Raw genomic sequence first — 19,332 nt, forward strand, 5'->3', positions numbered from 1 at the left:
AGAACCCACTCGCCGTACCGTCCACGCCAGCACTTTCCGTAGGAGTATCGAGATGATGATCGTCATGAAGCCGGGCGCCACCAACGAGGACATCGAGTCCGTCGTCGAGCGCATCGAGAGCTGCGGCGCCCGCGCCCACCTCTCCAGTGGCGAAGAGGTGACCGTGATCGGCGCGATCGGCGACCGCGAGCACGTGCAGCGGCTCGGCCTCGAGGGCCACGCCGGCGTGCAGCAGGTCGTGCCGATCCTGCGCCCCTACAAGCTCTCCTCGAACCAGTTCCGCTCCGGCGAGCGCACCGTGATCGAGATCGACGGCCGGCGCATCGGCGGCGAGCACTTCTCGATGATCGCCGGCCCGTGCACGGTCGAGTCGCGCGAGCAGGTGCTCTCGACCGCCGACACCGTGGCCGCCGCCGGCGCCTCGATGTTCCGCGGCGGCGCCTACAAGCCGCGTTCATCGCCGTACTCGTTCCAGGGCCTGGGCCAGGAGGGGTTGCACCTGCTGGCGGAGGCGAAGGAGCGAACGGGGTTGCCGATCGTCACCGAGCTGATGGACGCGCGTGACGTGGAGCCGATCCTCGAGGTCGCGGACGTGATCCAGGTCGGCGCGCGCAACATGCAGAACTACCCGCTGCTGGCCGAGATCGGCCGCACGGGGCGCCCGGTGCTGATCAAGCGCGGGCTGTCCTCCACGCTGGAGGAGCTGCTGATGGCCGCCGAGTACGTGCTCAAGGAGGGCAACCCGAACGTGATGCTGTGCGAGCGCGGCATCCGCACGTTCGAGACGGCCTACCGCTTCACGCTCGACATCATGGCCATCCCGATGCTCAAGGAGCTCTCGCATCTGCCCGTGATCGTCGACCCGTCGCACGCGCCCGGGCGCCGCGACATGGTCCTCCCGCTCTCGCTCGCCGCCGCGGCGGCCGGCGCGGACGGCATCATCGTCGAGGTGCACCCGGACCCCGAGCAGGCCATCTGCGACGGCCCGCAGCAGATCTACGCCGATGACTTCGCGAGCTACCTCGAGCAGGTGGAGCGCGCGGCGGCCGTGGCCGGCAAGGTGCTGAGCGCGGCCGCGTGAAGGTCGCCGTCGTCGGAGTCGGGCTGATCGGCGGATCGATCGGCCTGGCCGCCCGCCAGCGTCTCGGCGCGCACGTGAGCGGCTATGACCCGTCGGCGGGTGCGCTGGAGGCTGCGCTGACGCGCGGCGCGATCGCCGAGCCCTGCTCGTCCCTGGAGGCGGCGGTGGCGGACGCGGACTTCGCGGTCGTCGCCGCGCCCGTCCAGGTGCTCGGCAACGTCGTGCGCGAGGTGCTCGCGGTGAGCAACGACGAGTGCGTCGTCACCGACGTCGGCTCGGTCAAGCGCGCGATCGTCCAGCAGGTCGACGATCCGCGCTTCATCGGCGGGCACCCGTTGGCGGGCGCGGAGACCGCGGGCGTCGAGCACGCCCGCGCGGACCTGTTCGCGGACGCGACCTGGTACCTGACGCCGACGACCGCGACGCGCGGCAGCCACTTCGAGCGGCTGCACCGGTTCATCACGCGGATCGGCGCGTGGCCGTCCGCGGTCGAGCCCGAGACGCACGACGTCGTGATGGCGTCGGTCTCCCATCTCCCGCACGTGCTCGCCAACGTGCTCGTCGCGCAGGCCGCGCGCGTGCTCAGCGCGGAGGGCGAGCGGCTCCCGGCGACGGGCCCGTCGTTCCGTGACGTCACGCGCGTGGCGGGCGCGAACTCGGCCGTCTGGGGCGGGATCTACGCCGCGAACGCCGATGCCCTGGTCGCCGCGATCGACGACCTCGTGGCGCGCTTGACCGTCGTGCGCGGCCAGCTCGCGAGCGGGGACGCGGCGGGCATCGCCGAGTGGAACGACGGCGCGCGCGACGATCGCCGCCGGCTGCTCGAGGCCGACCTCGCCGGCGGCGAGGTGCACGAGCTGCGCGTGCTCGTCCCGAACCGCCCCGGCATCGTGGCCGAGATCGCCCTGGCCCTGGGCCGTGCGACGATCGACATCGTCGACATGGGCCTGTATCCCTCTTCCGGCTCCCACGGCACGGTCGCGCTGTGGATCCGCGGCGGTGTCGTCGCGGAGCAGGCCGAACATCTTGTCCGTGACCTTGGTCTGGAGGTAGTCCGCGCGTGAAGTTCGATCCGTCTGGTCCGTTGAAGGGCACTCTGCGCGCGCCGGGGGACAAGTCGATGTCCCATCGCGCCGCGCTGTTCGGCGCGATGTCCGCCGACCCCGTGCACGTCACGGGCTATCTCGACGCGGCCGATACGCGCTCGACGCTCTCGGCCGTGCACGCGCTCGGCGCGCTGGTCGAGGAGGGGGCGCCCGGGACGCTGACGATCCGCGGCCCGGGCCTGCGCGCCGCGGGTGACGCGCACATCGACGTCGGCAACGCCGGCACGCTGATGCGGCTGCTGCCCGGCTGGCTCGCCGGTCAGCGCGGGGGCGAGTGGACGTTCGACGGCGACGAGTCGATCCGCCGCCGACCCGTCGACCGGATCGCGAAGCCGCTGCGCGAGATGGGCGCGCAGATCGACGCGACCGACGACCGGCTCCCGCCGTTCACCGTGCGCGGGACGCAGCTGCAGGGCATCGAGTACGCGCTGCCCGTCGCTTCGGCGCAGATCAAGTCGTGCGTGCTGATGGCGGGCCTGCTCGCGTCGGGCACGACGACCGTGATCGAGCCCGAGCCGAGCCGCGACCACACCGAGCGGCTGCTCGCCCGCTCGGGCGTGAAGATCACGCGCGACGGCGACCGCATCTCGCTCACGCAGCACGACGAGCTCGAGCTCGGCGCCATCCATGTCCCGGGCGACCCGTCGTCCGCCGCGTTCCACATCGCCGCCGCGGTGCTCGTCAAGGGCTCGCGGATCGTGGTCACGGACATGAGCGCGAACTGGACCCGGGTCGGCTTCGTCCGCATCCTGCAGCGCATGGGCGGCGTCGTCATCGGCGACCTTGAGGCTCCAGTTGAGGGTTACATAAACCCTCAAGAACCCGTTACCGAGGTCGACGTCACGTCCGGCCCGCTCGTCGGGACGACCGTCGAGCCGCACGAGGTGCCGCTCGCCATCGACGAGCTGCCGCTGGTCGCTCTGCTCGGCTGCTTCGCCGAGGGGGAGACCGTCGTGACCGGCGCCGCCGAGCTCCGGGTCAAGGAGTCCGACCGCATCGCCACCGTGGTCGACGGGCTCACCGGTCTCGGTGCTGACATCGAGGCGACCGAGGACGGCTTCGTCGTCCGCGGCACCGGCGGACTGCGCGGCGGGACGATCGCGTCGCACGGCGACCACCGTTTGGCCATGCTTGGCGCTGTGGCTGGCCTCGCGTCCCGGGAAGGCGTCACCGTGGACGGGATGGAGGCGGCTGCGGTCTCGTACCCGGGGTTCGAAAATGATCTTCGCACGCTTTTAACGTGACTTTCGACCGCCTCTCACGCTAATCTCCGCCCTACTGGTTAGGAAGTAGGGGGAGAAGTGGCACGGAGGAGTGGGGTCTTTGCGGGCGGCGTAGCCGCCCTGAGCATGGTTGTGATGGTCGGCGTCGGCACGGCCGGGGGCGCGCAACGTGCTCCCGCGACGGTGACGATCGCCGCACCTGGGGACCTCGCGTGGTCGCCGAAGGTTGTGCAGATCGGGGTGGGCGAGTCCGTGACTTGGACCTGGACCGACACGTACTCGATTCACGACATCACGTCGGCGAGCAGCAACTGGGTCCAGCCGCCGGTCGGGTACGACACGACGTTCAGCCTCACGAGGACGTTCGACGCCGTCGGCGCGTACGACTTCAAGTGCGATCTGCACCCAGGGATGGACGGGACCGTGTTGGTCGGCGGCGCCACGCCGACGGCGACCACGTCGGCGACCGCGACCGCCTCGGCCACGCCGACGCGCACGCCGACGGCCACACCGACGGCGACGCCCACGGCCACGCCGACCGCGACGCCGATCACGCCGGCCGCCACGCCGATCTCGACGCCCGTGGTCGGTCCGCCCCCGACGCCCGAGCCGGAGGACATCGCCAAGCCGAAGCTGTCGTCGGTCACGACGAAGGCGATCAGCAAGGGCGTCACGGTGCGCTTCAAGCTCTCCGAGTCGGCGAAGGTCAAGGTCGTCCTCAAGCGCGGCTCGAAGACGCTCACGACCGTCACCAAGAGCTTCGCCGCAGGCACGCGCAGCGTGTCCGCGAAGGGTTCGAAAGTCACCCGCGGCAAGGTCACGGTGGAGATCCGTGCCACCGACGCGGCCGGCAATGCGTCCTCGCTGACGCGGCGCTCAGTCTCAATCAGACGATGAGACTTGCATTAGTTGGTTCTCGCAACTACAGAAGTCCCGTACTTCTGTAGTTGAACCGACTTGCTTTCGTGGTTTCGTAGCCATATAGTCCGGTCGGGTCCGTCTCAGTGGGGTTGCTGTGCGGACTCGTGCATGTCGTTTCAGTGGAGGAGGTTCCATCCCATGCTTCGAGCTCGCCAGTTGGCTTGCTTGGCGCCACTTGGTCTCGCGCTTCTGGCGCCGACGGTCGCTGACGCCGCCCCGCGGCTGAAGGTGAAGTCCGTCGCGTCGCCGCCCACGACTGCCGCTCCCGGCCAGTCGTTCGCGATCAAGACGAGCGTCACGAACAATTCGAAGAAGTCGGCGAAGGTCAGCGTGAAGGTCACGCTGCGCACGTCGAAGAGCGGCGTGGTGAAGTTCACCGCGAAGGCCGCCAACAAGACCATCAAGGGTCGTAAGTCCGGCAACTACACCGTCCAGGTCAAGCTGCCGTCTTCCCTGAAGGAAGGCCGCTACTACGTTCGCGCTTGTGCCCAGGTCGGCAAGGGCTCGGCCGCTTGCAAGTTCACCAAGCGCCGCCTGACCGTCAAGAAGGCCGCGCCGCAGCCCGCGCCGCAGCCCGCGCCCAACCCGGGCACCGGCACGCCGCTCCCGCAGCCTGCTCCAGGCGACGTCGACTTCGACGTCCTCGCGTTCACCAAGGGCGCCGCCGGTTCGACGACTCCCGCGATCGACGCGCTCAAGGCGCTCGGACGGGAGAACGGCTTCGGCGTCACCGCCACGGAGGACTCCGCTTCCTTCAGCGCCGCCAACTTGGCCAAGTACAAGGCCGTCGTCTTCGTCAACAACAAGGGCGACGTCCTCACGCTCGAGCAGCAGGGCGCGTTCGAGCAGTACTACAAGGCCGGCGGTGGCTTCGTCGCGATCGGCGCGGCCATCGAGGCTGAGCCCGACTGGGACTTCTTCGACGAGCTGCTCGGCACGCGCGCCGCGACGACGAACACGATCGCTCCGCAGGCGCAGGCCACGATCAAGGTCGCCGACCGCGTCCACGACGCGAGCAAGAACCTTCCGGAGTACTGGAAGCACACCGACACCTACTACAACTACGCCCAGAACATTCGTGGCCTCTCGCACGTGCTCGCCACGGTCGACGAGACGACGTACACCGGCGGCACGATGACGACGCTCGCCGACCACCCGATCTCGTGGTGCAAGGACTACGAGGGTGGCCGCTCGTTCTACACGGGCGCCGGCGCCAACGGCGACTTCTCCGATGCGAACCTCGGCAAGCACCTGACCGGCGCGATCGATTGGGCCGCCGGCCTGTCGAACCCGGTCTACAGCGACTGCGGCGCGACCGTGCTCGCGAACTTCAAGCAGACGAAGATCTCGGCTCCGCCGAACCTGAACGAGCCGATCGGCTTCGACCAGCTTCCGGACGGCCGTGTCATCCAGACCGCCCGCACCGGCGAGGTGCGCCTGCACGAGGCCAACGGCAGCGAGATCACGCTCGGCAAGATCCCGGTCTACACGAACTCCGAGGACGGCCTGTACGGCCCGGCGGTCGACCCGAACTTCGCCGAGAACAAGTGGGTGTACCTGTACTACGCGCCGCCGGTGGTGGACGTCCGCAAGTGCGACGGCACGACCGTCAAGGTCACGACCCCGACGGGCAGCGCGCCGAACTTCCTGGCCGATGACGCCGCGGCGTGTGCCTACCAGGAGACCTGGAGCGGCAACTTCCAGCTGTCGCGGTTCAAGTTCATCGACCGCGTCGGCGACCAGCAGCCGAAGATCGACATCAACTCCGAAGAGAAGATCATGACCGTCGCGAACAACCGTGGCGCGTGCTGCCACGTTGCTGGCGACATCGACTTCGACGCCCAGGGCAACCTCTGGCTCGTCACGGGTGACGACACGCCGGCCGGTGCCGGCAACGCCAACGGCTTCTCGCCGCACAACGACTCGGTCACCGACGAGATCCAGACCCTCCGCGTGACGGCGAGCCCCAACACGTCGGGCGGCACGTTCACGCTGACGTTCAACGGCCGGACGACGGGCGACATCCCGTTCAACGCGAGCCCGGGCGCGGTCGAGAAGGCGCTGACCGAGCTGCCCGGCATCGGCCGCGGCAACATCACGGTCTGGGGCCAGTACGGCAACACCGTCAACGCCACGAACCACCTGATCGCGTTCGTCGGCAAGTACAAGGGCCAGGACGTGCCCGCCGTGACGATCAACACGAGCAAGCTCACCGGCACCAACCCCGGTGGCACCGTCACCCAGCCGACGGCGACGTCCGGCCAGATGCCCGGTCTGCAGAACGCGCCGCACGCCGACGCGCGTCGTGGCGCTCTCAACACCAACGACCTGCGCGGCAAGGTGCTGCGCATCAAGGTCAAGGCCGGCGAGATCGCCGACAACGAGGAGAACCAGTACGGCGGCGCCTACACGACGCCGGCCGGCAACCTGTTCGCCCCCGGTGACGCGCTCGCGCGTCCCGAGATCTACGCGATGGGCTTCCGCAACCCGTACCGCATCCAGGTGGACAGCAAGGGCGTCGCCTACGTCACGGACTACTCGCCGGACTCGCAGCTGCCGGAGGACTTCCGTGGCCCGGCCGGCACCGGCCGTGTCGAGGTCGTGCGTAAGCCGTCGAACTACGGCTGGCCGCTGTGCTACTCGCCGGACCTGCCGTACTACCAGTGGGACTTCAACGCGTCGCGCCCGCTGGACCAGCTGGACCCCAAGCCGTTCGACTGTGACAACCCGAACCGCGGTCCCGCGAACCTGTCGCGCTGGAACACCGGCCGCACCTACTCGCCGCCGATCACCAAGCCCGACATGTGGTACTCGTACCGCGACAACAACGTCGCGCAGGGCGCCATCGGCACGCCGTGCCTGGCGTACTACGACGGCTCCGGCGGCAAGTGCCCGCAGCTGTTCCCCGACCTGTTCACGGGCGGCGTCGCCCCGCACGGTGCGGCACCGTACGAGTACGACGCGGACAGCGCCAGCATCACGAAGTTCCCGCCCTACTACGACGGGTCCTTCATCCTCGGTGAGTTCGGCCAGGATCAGCTGCGCGAGGTCCGGATCGACTCCAACAACCAGATCCTCAAGAGCAACCAGGCACTCAACTGCGGTCAGGCGCTCGTGCCCACGACGCAGCCGTTCGAGTGCGACAACCCCGAGGACATCCAGTTCGGGGCCGACGGCAACCTCTACCTGCTGACGTACGGCGACGGCTTCTTCGCCGCCAACGCGGACGCCGGCATGTACAAGTGGGCCTACACCAAGGGCCCGGAGGCGCCGGCCGCGGTCATCGCCGCGACGCCGACCAGCGGCATCGGGCCGCTCACCGTCCAGTTCTCGAGCGCAGGCTCGAACGACCCGGACGAGGGCGACTCGATCCGCTACGCGTGGGACTTCGACGGCAACGGCTCGGTCGACTCGATCGACGCCAACCCGTCGCACATCTACACGGCCAACGGCGTCTACCAGGCGAAGCTGACCGTCACCGACTCGACGGGCCGGACGGACACCAAGAGCCTGCCGATCACGGTGGGCAACACGGCGCCGACCATCACGATCACCACCCCGATCGACGGTGACTTCTTCGAGTGGGGCGACAAGATCCCGTACAAGGTCACGGTCACCGACCCGCAGGAGCAGACGATCGACTGCTCGAAGGTCGTCGTCTCCTTCGTGTTGATCCATGACACGCACGGTCACGGCGAGGACGAGAAGACCGGCTGCGAGGGCACCCTGGACACGCTCGCGGAGGACGCGGGCCACGGCGGCTACATCGCCGGCGGCATCGTCGCCAACTACACCGACAACGGCGCCAACGGCCAGCCCGCGCTGAGCGGCCGCGCGGAAAGCGTCGTCCAGACCCGTCGTCAGGACCTGGAGCTCTCGCTCGACGTCTCCGGCACGACCACGGTGGCGACCCCGGCCAACGAGGACAACGGCCAGGGCGCGTCGATCAGCGCCATCGACGCGGGCGACTGGGTGGCGTTGAACAACCGCTTCAACCTCACCAACATGGACAAGCAGATCACGTTCCGCTACGGAGCGGGCGGCACGGCCGGAAGCCCCCGCTTCAAGGCCGAGGTCCGCGCGGGCAGCCCGACGGGCACCCTCCTCACAACGGTCTCGTTCAACGCGACGGGCAACAACAACACGTTCAGCAGCCTCACGGCTCCGCTGAACTTCACCGGCAGCCAGCGGCTGTACCTGGTGTTCCGGGCCGCCGACGGCTCGAACGTGACGTCCGGCTTGGGCGTCATCAACTGGGTCGGCTTCTCAGGCACCGGCGTGGGCATTCGCCCGTAGACGGCGAGCGCTAAGGGGTAGTCACTCCTGAAAGGGCGCCGCGCGAGGTTCGCGCGGCGCCCTTTTGCGTTTTCACGGCGCGTTGACTTGCTCGCCCTCGCGGCGTGATCGGGTGCCGGGCATGAAGCGACTCATCACCGCCACGGCGGCTTTGACGTTCCTGCTCGCGCCCGCGGCGCACGCCACGGGCCACAAGGGAGGCGAGCCCGCGCTGGAGGCGCGCGCGATCCTGCCCGCTGACGCTTCCTTCCCGGCGCCGTTCGCGGGGGTCATCAACACCGACCCGGCCCCCGCGCCGGGCGCCACGCAGCCGGTCGGCGGGTTCTCCGCGCTGCTGGACGCCGGCAACGGCGAGTTCTGGGCGATGCCGGACAACGGCTTCGGCAACAAGGCCAACTCGCGCTCGTTCATCCTGCGCCTGTACCGCGTGAAGCCGAACTGGCGCACGGAGTGGGGCGGCAAGGGCACCGTGCAGATCCGCGAGGCGATCACGCTCAGCGACCCGGACGAGAAGATCCCGTTCCGGATCGTCAACGAGACGACGCCGGACCGCATCCTCACCGGCGGCGACCTCGACATCGAGTCGGTGCGCCAGGCGCCGGACGGCACGTTCTGGTTCGGCGAGGAGTTCGGCCCGTTCATCGTCCACACCGACAGCAAGGGCCGCGTGCTCGACGCGCCGGTCTCGATCCCGCGCATCGCCGGCCAGCCGCGCGTGCAGTCGCCGGACAACCCGTACCTGTTCGGGCGCACGAACAACCTCGGCGGCTCCAGCGGGTTCGAGGCCATGGCGCTGTCGGCCGACGGTCGCACGCTCTACCCGTTCCTCGAGGGCGCCGTCATCGGTGACGATCCGCTCGTCCGCCGCGTCTACGAGTTCGACATCAAGGAGCGTCGCTACACCGGGCGCACCTGGACCTACCGCATGACCCAGCCGACCACGTTCGTGTCCGACGCCGTCGCCTATGGCCGCGACCAGCTGATCGTCACCGAGCGCGACAACGGCCAGGGCGCCACCGCGCTGTGGAAGAAGGCGTTCGTGATCGACGTGCCGGATCGCCGCTCGGTGCTTGCCAAGCGCGAGATCGTCGACCTGATCGACATCAAGGACCGTGACGGCATCTCGCTGTTCGGCGCCCGCCCCGGCGACTTCGGCCTCGGCGACCCGTTCAAGTTCCCGTACTCGACCGTCGAGGCGGTCCTTCCGCTCTCGGGCAACGAGCTCGCGTTCGTCAATGACACGAACTTCGGCTCGACCGGTCGGAACGCGAACCTTCCGGACTACTCGGACTTCATCATCGTGAAGGTCCCCGGGATCAAGTAGTACCTTCCGTCCCGGGAGGCTCGGGAGGCCTCCCGGGACAAAGGGGTACAGCTGTGCGCGTACGTATGGCGGGGGTCGCCGCTGCGGCGATCACGATGGTCTGCGCGCTGCCGTCGGGAGCGGTGGCCGCGGGAGATCCGGCGAAGCAGATCGAGGCGCTGCAGAAGATCAAGCGCTCACTGTCGCCGGGCGAGCGCAAGCTCGACGGCCGATTGGCGGTCGAGCTGCGGCAGGGCAAGGCCGGGACGACGGAGGTCGACATCACGGTCTCCAAGCCCGACGAGGCGTTGGTCGCGCGGCTGCAGCAGGCCGGCGCGACCGTGCGGCACGTGGCGAGCACGGGGGAGATCCGGGCCGCGGTACCGGCGTCCGCGCTGCGGACGGTGGCGACGTGGGGCGCGGTCGAGCGGATCGAGCCGGCGGCGCAGGCGATGACCGCCCGGATCGGCGGGCGGACGCTCTCGAAGGAGGAGCGGGCGGAGATCACGGCGGCTGCGCGGGCGGCGGTCGTGACGTCGGAGGGCGTGCGCGCCCACGCGGCGGACACGGCGCGCGAGACCACGAAGGTCACCGGGATCGGGACGAAGCTGTGCGCGCTGTCGGACGGCGTCGACTCGCTGGCGGCCTCGCAGGCCGCGGGTGAGCTGCCGGCGGTCGACGTGCTGCCCGATCAGGCGGGCTCCGGGGACGAGGGCACGGCGATGCTCGAGATCCTGCACGACATGGCCCCGGGCGCCGAGCTCGGATTCGCGTCGGCGTTCATCAGCGACGCCTCGTTCGCGGACAACATCCGCGCGCTGCGATCCGAGGCCGGCTGTGACGTGATCGTCGACGACGTCCTGTACTTCAACGAGTCGCCGTTCGAGGACGGGCCGATCGCCCAGGCGGTCAACGACGTCACGGCCGACGGCGCGTTGTACTTCTCCTCGGCCGGCAACGAGGGCAACGTGCTCGACGGCACGTCCGGCAACTACGAGGGTGACTTCCGTGGTTCGGGCCAGACGGTCGGCAAGTTCGCGGGGGAGGCGCACGACTTCGACCCGGGCGAGCCGGTGCAGGTGTTCGAGCCGATCTCGCCCGACTCGGACGACGGGGTGCCGGTCACGCTGTGGTGGGCGAACCAGCTCGGCGCGGCCGCCGACGACTATGACCTGTACCTGTTCGACGGGACCGGCACCGTGGTTAACTTCGCGCAGGACGTCCAGGACGGTGACGACGACCCGTACGAGCTGCTGTTCACCCCGGACTTCGGCGGGAGTGGGCTCCGGCTGGCGGTGGTGCGGTTCGCCGGCGCGCCGAAGTACCTCCAGCTCAGCGCGTTGCGCGGGCGCTTCGAGGCGGCGGGCGCACTGCCGGCGTGGGTGTCACCGGGTGTGACCCGTGGTCACTCCGCCGCTGCCGATGCGTTCAGCATCGCGGCGGCGCCGGCGGCGACCGCACTGCCGTACGCCCTCGAGCCGGGCGATCCGCCGAACCCGACGGGGCCGTTCCCGGGATCGTTCACCTCGGCGCAGCTGCCAGAGCGCTTCACCTCAGACGGACCGCGCCGGGTGTTCTTCCCGACTGAGCAGGTGAGGGCGAAGCCGGACTTCACCGCCGCCGACGGTGTGAGCACGTCGGTAGAAGGGTTCCAACCGTTCTTCGGCACTTCGGCGGCCGCGCCGTCCGCGGCGGGGATCGCGGCGCTGGTGCTGTCAGGAAATCCGAGCGCGTCGATCGCTGACGTGCGTGAGGCGTTCGGGGCGACGGCGCTCGACCTCGCCCCGGCGGGTGTCGACGGGCGGACCGGCGCGGGCGTGCTGCGGGCGGACAGCGTGCTGAGTTACACCGGCGCGACGCCGCAGCCGTTGGTGCGTGCTTCGGCGCCGGATGTGACGGTGACCACCGGCGACGGGGATGCGTTCCTGGAGCCGGGGGAGACCGCGCGTCTGCGGTTGCCGGTGACGAACGTCGGCGACGGCACGGCGACGGGCGTGAGCGTGACGGTCTCAACCGGCGACGCCAAGGCGGTGGTGACGCCGCGGTCGCAGTCCTACGGCGAGATCGCGCCGGGCATCACGCGCTCCCAGGACTACACGCTGCGGCTCGCGGCCGACTATCCGCTCGGTAAACGCGTGCCTTTGAACGTACGGGTAACGTTTGCCGGTGTGCTGTCGCCGACGTCCGATGCGTTCTCGCTCCCCACCGGCCAGCCCGGAACGGCGGCGACGAAGTTCAGCTACACCGGGCCGGTCGTCCCGATCCCGGACGTGAGCACGCTGGGCGTGACGGTGACGATTCCGGTGGCCGGGTTCGGCTACGCGTCGAAGCTGCGCTTCTCGATCGACGGGGCCACGTGCAACACGACGGTGGGGTCCACCACGGTCGGCATCGACCATTCCTTCACCGGCGACTTGACCGGGACGCTGATCGCACCTTCGGGTGCGGAGGCCCGGCTGTTCCAGCGTGTGGGTGGCACGGGCAACAACCTGTGTCAGGTGGTGTTCGACGACACGTCGACGCGCCCGTTCCAGAGTGTGACCGCGTCGCTGGCGCCGTTCACCGGGACGTGGAAGCCGTTCGAGCCGCTCGGCGGGTTGCTCGACGCGGCGGCTGACGGTGACTGGAAGTTCAAGGTCACCGACGGAGCACGGCTGGACACCGGATCGGTCCGGGCCGTGTCGCTCGAGTTGACGGGGTTCGTCAGGTGAGCGCGTTGAGCGCCGCGTCCACGTCCGCCTCGGTGTTGTACAGGTGAAATGACGCCCGGAGACGGCCCGCGCGCGCGGCGGCCATGATGCCCGCGCGCGCGAGCTTCTCCGGCGCATCCGCGATCGCCGAGGTGACGATTGCGGAGTTGGACGGTTCCTCGCCGAGCCCGGCGAGGAACCGGTTCGCGAGTTTGAGGTCATGTTCGTGGATCGTCTCCACGCCGATCTCGTTGATCAGCCGCAGTGAAGGTTCGGTCCCGACCCAGCTGAACCACGCCGGCGAGGTGTCAAACCGCCGCGCGCTCTCCGCGAGGCGCAGCGGCAGCCCGAACTGGTCCGTGAGCGGGTTGGCCGCCGCGTACCAGCCGGCCTGATGTGGCGTGAGCCGGTCCGCGAGCTCCTCTCTGAGCACCATGAACGCCGTCCCGCGGGGGCTCATCAGCCACTTGTAGGCCGCGCACGCGACCGCGTCGAAGCGCGTGGCGTCGAGCGGCAGCCAGCCGATCGCGTGCGTGGCGTCGATCACGGTCAGCGCGCCGTGGTGCTTGGCGGCGGCCGCGATGTCGTCCAGTGCGGCCACTTCTCCCGTGGAGGATTGGACGGCGGAGACCGCCACGACGTCGGTGTCCGCGTCGATCGCCTGTGCGAGGCGGTCGAGCGGAACCACGTCGACCGTGACGCCGCGCCCGGCCTGGGCGGCGAAGGGGAAGAGCAGCGAGGTGAACTCGGGCTCGGGGGCGAGGACCCGTGCTCCGTCAGGGATCGCGGTCGCGATGTGCGAGATGAGGCCCGAGACGGTCGCGCCGACCACGACGTTGTCCGGGTGGGCGCGGGTGAGGGTGGCGAACTCGGCACGGGCCCGGTCGGTGACGGCGGTCCAGTGCTCCCAACTCACGCGGCCGTGGCGCCAGTCCTCTTGGGCGCTCGTGAGGGCTTCGTACGTGGGGTCTGGAGGGAGGCCGAAGCTGGCCGTGTTCAGGTAGGTGGTCTCGGGATGCCAGAGGTGGGTGGGGATCACACTTGCGAAAGCTACGGGACGAACAACGGCCATCGAGAGGGAAGATCGTCCCTCGGCCGTCCCGCTTGGGCTCGGCGTGGTCGGTTTCCGGTCGACGCACCGGCGCGGGAAGGGGGGTGCCGTCGGAACCTTTCGCCAAGCGATACTTAGCGACGGCACCCCCCTTTGTTCGGAGCGCGGTCGTGCGCGAGCGTGGTCGACCGGACGTGTTGCGGACCAGAGTGATCACGAACGCTCCTCGGCCTCTCCGGTGCCCGTAACTTGACGGTATGCCGGCGCGGCGATTCGCCCTTGCCGCGCGGAGCCCGGGAGGCGCTGAGCCCAGGCGCGCGGGCGGCGCTCCAGCTCCCTTCCCCCCTCGATGGCCGTTGTTCACGCGGCCCGCGTACGCCGCGGCGGGTTCACCGCCCCGGCGATCGCGTCGGCAACCCCAACCGCCTCCGCAACATCCAAAGCAGCCGTCGTCACCCGCACGGCCGGACCAGCCCCGAGCCGAAACGCGCCCCCACCCGCCACGGAGTACCGCGCGGCCAACAACGCCCGCACCACCGCATCCTCGTCCACCACCGGCACCCACACGTTCAACCCACTCCGCCCGTGCGCAGCCAACCCCCGCGCGCCCAAAGCACCAACCAGCGCGCCCCGCCGCGCCGCATACACGTCCGCCGCCCCCCGCGCATCCGCCCGCTCCCACAGCGCGACGACGAGCCGCTGCAAGATCCCACTGACCCACGCAGGGCCGAGCGCCAGCCGTCCCTCCACCCGCGCAAGCGTCAGTTGGTCACCCGCCATGACCGCGCAGCGCAGGTCTGGCCCGAGCCACTTGGACACCGACCGCACCACGGCCCAGCGCCCGCTTCGGCCGGCCACCGTGCGGTACTGCACGCCCGCCACGGGCCCGAGGTGGTCGTCCTCCACGACGAAGACGTCCCGCAGCAGTTCTCTCAGCTCGGCGGCGCGCGCCTTGTCGTGCGCCGCGCCGAACGGGTTCTGGCCGCGTGGTGTGACGATCGCGGCCTTCGCGCCGGTGCGGAGTGCGGCCGCGAGCGCTTCGGGCTTCATCCCGAAGTCGTCGACGGCGACCGGCGCGAGCCGCAGGCCGAGCGCTCGGGCCAGGTCCAGCACACCGGGCCAGCCCGGGTCCTCGACCGCCACCACATCACCGGGGGACAGCTGCGCGGCCAGGACGCGCTCGATGCCGTCCAGCGCGCCGCTGACGACGACGATCCGCTCGGCGGGCACGCCGTCCGCCACAAAAGCCTCGCGCGCCAACGCGGCCAACGACGGCTCGACCGGTTCCTCGCCGTAGAGCCGCTGCGAGAACGTCGCGCCCGCGGCCGGGTTGACCAGGCCGGTTGCGGCCAGCGCCAGCACCGCGCCGGTCATCTCGGGCAGCAGCTTCGGGTCCGGGTTCCCGAGCGCAAGGTCGCGCGCGTCGACCGGCACGGCGGCGACGGCCCGGGTGGCGCGCAGCGGCGGACGGTCCGCCACGCGCGTGCCTGAGCGCGGGCGCGAGACGACGACACCGCGGCGGCGGAGCTCGGCAAGGGCGCCGAAGACCGTCGTCGGCGAGACCTCGAGCTGCGAGGCGAGCGCGCGCACCGACGGCAGCCGATCGCCCGGGGCCAACGCGCCCGCGGCCACGGCCGCCTCGACGCTCTCGGCGATCGCTTCCATCGTCCCGCCGGTGATGACATACTGTTCCGACACAGCAACACGACTGTACCAGAACAGATGCTCAAGACGCCACGCACCAAGCTTCGACGCGCCCCGCAGCGCGGCCTTCACGATCGAGCGACGCTCGACGCGATCCTCGACGAGGCGCTGATCGGCCACGTCGCGTTCGTCACGCCCGACGGGCATCCCGCCGTCATCCCCACGCTGATCGCGCGCGACGAAGACCACCTACTCATCCACGGCAGCAACGCGAGCCGGACGGTCCGGGCGCTCCGCGCGGGCGCCGAGGCGTGCATCGAGGTCACGCACGTGGACGGGATCGTGCTCGCCCGCAGCGCGTTCCATCACTCGATGAACTACCGGTCGGCGATCCTCTACGGCACGCTCGAGCCGGCACCCGACAAGGCCCGCGCGCTCGAAGTGTTCACGGAGAAGCTCGTTCCGGGCCGCTGGGAGCACGTCCGCTGGCCCTCCGCGAAGGAGCTCAAGGCCACCGACGTGCTCCAGCTCGCGATCACCGAGGGCTCGGCCAAAGTGCGCACCGGTCCGCCCGGTGAGGAGGACGAGGACTACGCCCTCGACGCGTGGGCGGGCGTGATCCCGATCACGACCCAGCGCGGCGCGCCGATTCCCGATCCGCTGCTGCGCGAGGGGATCGATCTGCCCGACCACGTAAGGTCGCTGACGACCCGGTAGCTAGCCTCTGTAAGTCATGGTCATCGCCATCGACGGGCCCGCGGGAGCGGGGAAGTCCACGGTCGCGCGCGCGGTTGCGCAGCGGCTGGGCTTCACGTACCTGGATACGGGGGCGATGTACCGCAGCGTCGGCCTCCGACACGCGCAGGCCGGCGGCAACGCCGGCCACGTCGCGGCCACCATCAGCATCGAGTTCGAAGGGGACCGTGTGATCCTCGACGGTGAGGACGTCACGGACGCGATCCGCACGCCGGAGGCCTCCGAGGCCGCGTCGCACGTCGCCGCCGACCCGCAGGTCCGCGAGGCGCTCGTCGCCGAGCAGCGGCGGATCGTCGCCACGGGCGACTGGGTGGCGGAGGGCCGGGACATCGGCTCGGTCGTCGCGCCCGACGCCGCCGTGAAGGTCTTCCTCACCGCCGACCCGGCCGAGCGGGCCCGCCGCCGCGCCGCCCAGCACGGCCTGGACCCGCAGGACGTCCTCAAGGACCAGCAGGCCCGCGACGCGCGCGACAACACCGCGAACCGCGCCACGCTGGAAGCCCCGAAGGACGCAACGCCGGTCGACACCACCGGCCTCACCCTCGACGAGGTCGTCGAGCAAGTCGTGACACTGGCGATCGAAGCCAAGGAGATCCAGGCATGAAGGTCGCCGTCGTCGGCTACCCCAACGTGGGCAAGTCGTCCCTCGTCAACCGCCTCACGCAGTCGCGTGACGCCGTCGTCCACGAGCGCCCGGGCATCACGCGCGATCGCAAAGAGCTCCAGACCGACTGGAACGGCCGGACGTTCACGCTGATCGACACCGGCGGCGTGGACCTGCACGACGAGGATCCGCTCGCCGTCAGCATCCAGGACCAGGCGCGCGAGGCGCTCGCGGACGCGCAGGTCGCGCTGCTCGTCGTCGACGCCCGCGCGGGCATGCGCCCGGGGGATGCGGAGATCGCCGACATCCTGCGCAAGGGCAACCTGCCGATCGTCGTCGCCGCGAACAAGATCGACAACCCGAACGACCTCGTGCTCGCGCACGACTTCTACAGCCTCGGCCTCGGCGAGCCGCTCGCCGTCTCCGCCGCCCAGGGTCTCGGCACGGGCGACCTGCTCGACAAGCTGGTCGAGCTGCTGCCCGAGGACGACGACATCGGCGACGCCGACGAGGACGTCGTCCGGCTCGCGCTGATCGGCCGTCCGAACGTCGGCAAGTCCAGCCTCGTCAACGCCTTCCTCGGCCGCGAGCGCGTGATCGTCTCCGACGTCGCCGGCACCACCCGCGACGCGATCGACATGAAGCTCGAGGTCGACGGCCGCAAGGTCGTCATCGTCGACACCGCCGGCATGCGCCGCCAGGCCAAGGTCACCGAGTCGGTCGAGTACTACACGACGCTCCGCTCCCAGCGGGCCGCCGAGCGCGCGGACGTCGCGCTCGTGGTCTGCGACGCGCAGGACGGGATCACCTCCCAGGACCTGCGGATCGCCGAGCTGGCGATGAAGTCCGGCTGCGCGACGGCGCTCGTCCTGAACAAGTGGGACATCACGGGCGGCGACCAGGATCCGCTCGGCCCGGGCGGCGGCGTCGGCGCCGCCGAGCTGGAGGCCGAGCGCGCGCGCGTTAACCAGAAGCTGCGGCTGCGGCCGCGCGTGCTGACCGCCTCCGCGCTGACCGGCCGCAACATCCAGCGCGTGCTGACCGAGGTGATGGCGATCGCCGACCGCGCGCACCATCGCATCCCCACGCCGGAGCTCAACCGCTTCCTTGCCGACGTGATCGCCGCACGCCAGCCGCCGGCCAAGCAGGGCCACCGGCTGAAGATGCTCTACATCACGCAGATCGGGACCGCGCCGCCGCGTTTTGCGATCCAGATCAACTCGCGCCAGCGCGTGACGCGCGACTACGCCTACTTCGTGGAGAATCGCCTGAGAGAGCGGTACGGACTCGACGGCGTCCCCGTGATCATCGACTTCGTGGAGCGTGCGAACCGCTCCAAGGCCGAGCGTTCGGCCTAACCGGAGATAACCGTAAACCCGCTAGCCTTTCAGGTTCAATGAGCCAACAGAGCGACAACGAGTACCTGTTCACGTCCGAGAGCGTGACCGAAGGCCACCCCGACAAGGTCGCGGATCAGATCTCCGACGGCGTCCTCGATGCGGTCCTCCGCGACGATCCGACGGGCCGCGTGGCCTGCGAGACGCTCGTGAACACGGGCCTCGTGGTCGTCTCCGGCGAGATCTCGACCTCGACGTACGTCGACATCCAGGAGATCGCCCGCGAGACGATCCGCAAGATCGGCTACACGGACGCCGAGCTCGGCTTCTCCGCCGACTCCTGCGCGGTTCTGAACGCCATCGACAAGCAGTCGCCGGACATCGCTCAGGGCGTTGACCAGGCGCTCGAGCGTCGCGAGGGCGACGGCGGCGAGCTTGATATCGCCGGCGCCGGCGACCAGGGCATGATGTTCGGCTACGCGTCCAACGAGACGCCCGAGCTGATGCCGCTCCCGATCTCGCTCGCGCACAAGCTGGCCGAGCGCCTGTCGGCGGTCCGCAAGGACGGCACGCTGAACTACCTGCGTCCCGACGGCAAGACCCAGGTCTCGGTCAAGTACGTCGACGGCAAGCCCGTCTCGATCGAGAAGGTCCTCATCTCGACGCAGCACGCGGAGTCCGCGTCGCGCGAGCAGATCGAGGCCGACCTCTGGGAGCACGTCGTGCTCCCGATCCTGCCGGCGGACAAGTACGACGCCGACAAGCTGCGCAAGAACTTCCTCGTGAACCCGACCGGCCGCTTCGTCATCGGTGGTCCTGTCGGCGACGCCGGCCTCACGGGCCGCAAGATCATCGTCGACACGTACGGCGGCATGGCCCGCCACGGCGGTGGCGCGTTCTCGGGCAAGGACCCGTCGAAGGTGGACCGCTCGGCCGCGTACGCCACGCGCTACGTCGCCAAGAACCTGGTCGCCGCCGGCCTCGCCGACCGCGTCGAGGTCCAGGTCGCGTACGCCATCGGCGTCGCGCACCCCGTCTCGGTGATGGTGGAGACGTTCGGCACGGAGAAGATCGGCCGCGGCCGCATCGCCGCCCTGGTCGACGAGTTCTTCGACCTGCGTCCCGGCGCCTTCCGCGAGTACCTGCAGCTGCACCGTCCGATCTACCAGAAGACCGCTGCCTACGGCCACTTCGGCCGCGAGGACGACGACTTCACGTGGGAGAAGACGGACAAGGCCGACGCGCTGCGTGAGGCCGCCGGCCTCGCCGTGGCCGACTCTGTCGCCTGAAGCACAGGTTCGTTCAGCTAAGCAGCGCTTA

At 70.0% G+C, this 19,332-nt stretch carries 14 protein-coding genes; 11 read left to right on the forward strand and 3 right to left on the reverse strand.

Features of this window, described 5'->3' with window-relative positions; all coding sequences use genetic code 11:
- Positions 1–52: 52 nt before the first annotated feature.
- The 4 genes from aroF (at position 53) to OJ997_RS19335 (ending at position 4,307) form a co-directional block, all read left to right on the forward strand.
- On the forward strand, positions 53–1,081 hold the full coding sequence (aroF, locus tag OJ997_RS19320) for a 3-deoxy-7-phosphoheptulonate synthase (protein WP_270026842.1): 1,029 nt from the start codon (positions 53–55) through the stop codon (positions 1,079–1,081).
- The gene (locus tag OJ997_RS19325) at positions 1,078–2,145 is read left to right on the forward strand and encodes a prephenate dehydrogenase/arogenate dehydrogenase family protein (RefSeq protein ID WP_270026843.1); all 1,068 of its coding nucleotides are present in this window, start codon (positions 1,078–1,080) and stop codon (positions 2,143–2,145) included. Before aroF ends, OJ997_RS19325 begins: the two co-directional genes overlap by 4 nt.
- Entirely contained in the window at positions 2,142–3,431 is a 1,290-nt protein-coding gene (gene aroA, locus OJ997_RS19330; RefSeq protein WP_270026844.1) for a 3-phosphoshikimate 1-carboxyvinyltransferase, read from the forward strand. The genes OJ997_RS19325 and aroA overlap by 4 nt, the downstream gene beginning before the upstream one ends.
- Before the next feature lie 105 nt (positions 3,432–3,536).
- A complete protein-coding gene (locus tag OJ997_RS19335; protein WP_270026845.1) occupies positions 3,537–4,307 on the forward strand; it encodes a cupredoxin domain-containing protein in 771 nt (256 codons plus the stop codon).
- A 140-nt stretch (positions 4,308–4,447) separates the two neighbouring features.
- On the opposite strand, the gene OJ997_RS19340 is transcribed toward OJ997_RS19335, so the two are convergent.
- The gene (locus OJ997_RS19340) at positions 4,448–4,726 is read right to left on the reverse strand and encodes a hypothetical protein (RefSeq protein WP_270026846.1); all 279 of its coding nucleotides are present in this window, start codon (positions 4,724–4,726) and stop codon (positions 4,448–4,450) included.
- On the opposite strand from OJ997_RS19340, the gene OJ997_RS19345 reads away from it, so the two are divergent.
- The 3 genes from OJ997_RS19345 to OJ997_RS19355 all read left to right on the forward strand — a co-directional run bounded on the left by OJ997_RS19345 (position 4,698) and on the right by OJ997_RS19355 (position 12,641).
- Complete coding sequence (locus OJ997_RS19345) at positions 4,698–8,627, forward strand: ThuA domain-containing protein (protein ID WP_270026847.1); 3,930 nt, start codon at positions 4,698–4,700, stop codon at positions 8,625–8,627. The two genes, OJ997_RS19340 and OJ997_RS19345, sit on opposite strands and share 29 nt — an antisense overlap.
- Before the next feature lie 121 nt (positions 8,628–8,748).
- Positions 8,749–9,951 carry an esterase-like activity of phytase family protein gene (locus OJ997_RS19350; protein WP_270026848.1) on the forward strand — a complete coding sequence of 401 codons (1,203 nt, stop codon included), beginning with the start codon at positions 8,749–8,751 and terminating at the stop codon, positions 9,949–9,951.
- A gap of 53 nt (positions 9,952–10,004) precedes the next feature.
- Positions 10,005–12,641 (forward strand): S8 family serine peptidase, encoded by a 2,637-nt coding sequence (locus tag OJ997_RS19355; RefSeq protein ID WP_270026849.1) that lies wholly within the window; start codon positions 10,005–10,007, stop codon positions 12,639–12,641.
- Here the strand turns inward: OJ997_RS19355 and OJ997_RS19360 are convergent.
- Together OJ997_RS19360 and OJ997_RS19365 are read right to left on the reverse strand one after the other, a co-directional pair.
- On the reverse strand, positions 12,634–13,659 hold the full coding sequence (locus tag OJ997_RS19360; RefSeq protein ID WP_270026850.1) for an aminotransferase class V-fold PLP-dependent enzyme: 1,026 nt from the start codon (positions 13,657–13,659) through the stop codon (positions 12,634–12,636). The two genes, OJ997_RS19355 and OJ997_RS19360, sit on opposite strands and share 8 nt — an antisense overlap.
- A 372-nt stretch (positions 13,660–14,031) precedes the next feature.
- The gene (locus OJ997_RS19365) at positions 14,032–15,447 is read right to left on the reverse strand and encodes an aminotransferase class I/II-fold pyridoxal phosphate-dependent enzyme (protein WP_270026851.1); all 1,416 of its coding nucleotides are present in this window, start codon (positions 15,445–15,447) and stop codon (positions 14,032–14,034) included.
- Between OJ997_RS19365 and OJ997_RS19370 the strand changes: the two genes are divergently transcribed.
- From OJ997_RS19370 to metK, 4 genes are read left to right on the forward strand one after another with little or no spacing between them, the layout of a single operon-like run.
- Positions 15,394–16,032 carry a pyridoxamine 5'-phosphate oxidase family protein gene (locus tag OJ997_RS19370; RefSeq protein ID WP_270026852.1) on the forward strand — a complete coding sequence of 213 codons (639 nt, stop codon included), beginning with the start codon at positions 15,394–15,396 and terminating at the stop codon, positions 16,030–16,032. The two genes, OJ997_RS19365 and OJ997_RS19370, sit on opposite strands and share 54 nt — an antisense overlap.
- A gap of 16 nt (positions 16,033–16,048) precedes the next feature.
- Positions 16,049–16,675 (forward strand): (d)CMP kinase, encoded by a 627-nt coding sequence (gene cmk / locus OJ997_RS19375; RefSeq protein WP_270026853.1) that lies wholly within the window; start codon positions 16,049–16,051, stop codon positions 16,673–16,675.
- The gene (gene der, locus OJ997_RS19380) at positions 16,672–18,033 is read left to right on the forward strand and encodes a ribosome biogenesis GTPase Der (RefSeq protein ID WP_270026854.1); all 1,362 of its coding nucleotides are present in this window, start codon (positions 16,672–16,674) and stop codon (positions 18,031–18,033) included. The genes cmk and der overlap by 4 nt, the downstream gene beginning before the upstream one ends.
- Positions 18,034–18,071: 38 nt before the next feature.
- Entirely contained in the window at positions 18,072–19,301 is a 1,230-nt protein-coding gene (gene metK / locus OJ997_RS19385; protein ID WP_270026855.1) for a methionine adenosyltransferase, read from the forward strand.
- The last annotated feature ends 31 nt before the right edge of the window (positions 19,302–19,332 follow it).

The organism is Solirubrobacter phytolaccae (assembly GCF_027587195.1).
Lineage (GTDB): Bacteria > Actinomycetota > Thermoleophilia > Solirubrobacterales > Solirubrobacteraceae > Solirubrobacter > Solirubrobacter phytolaccae.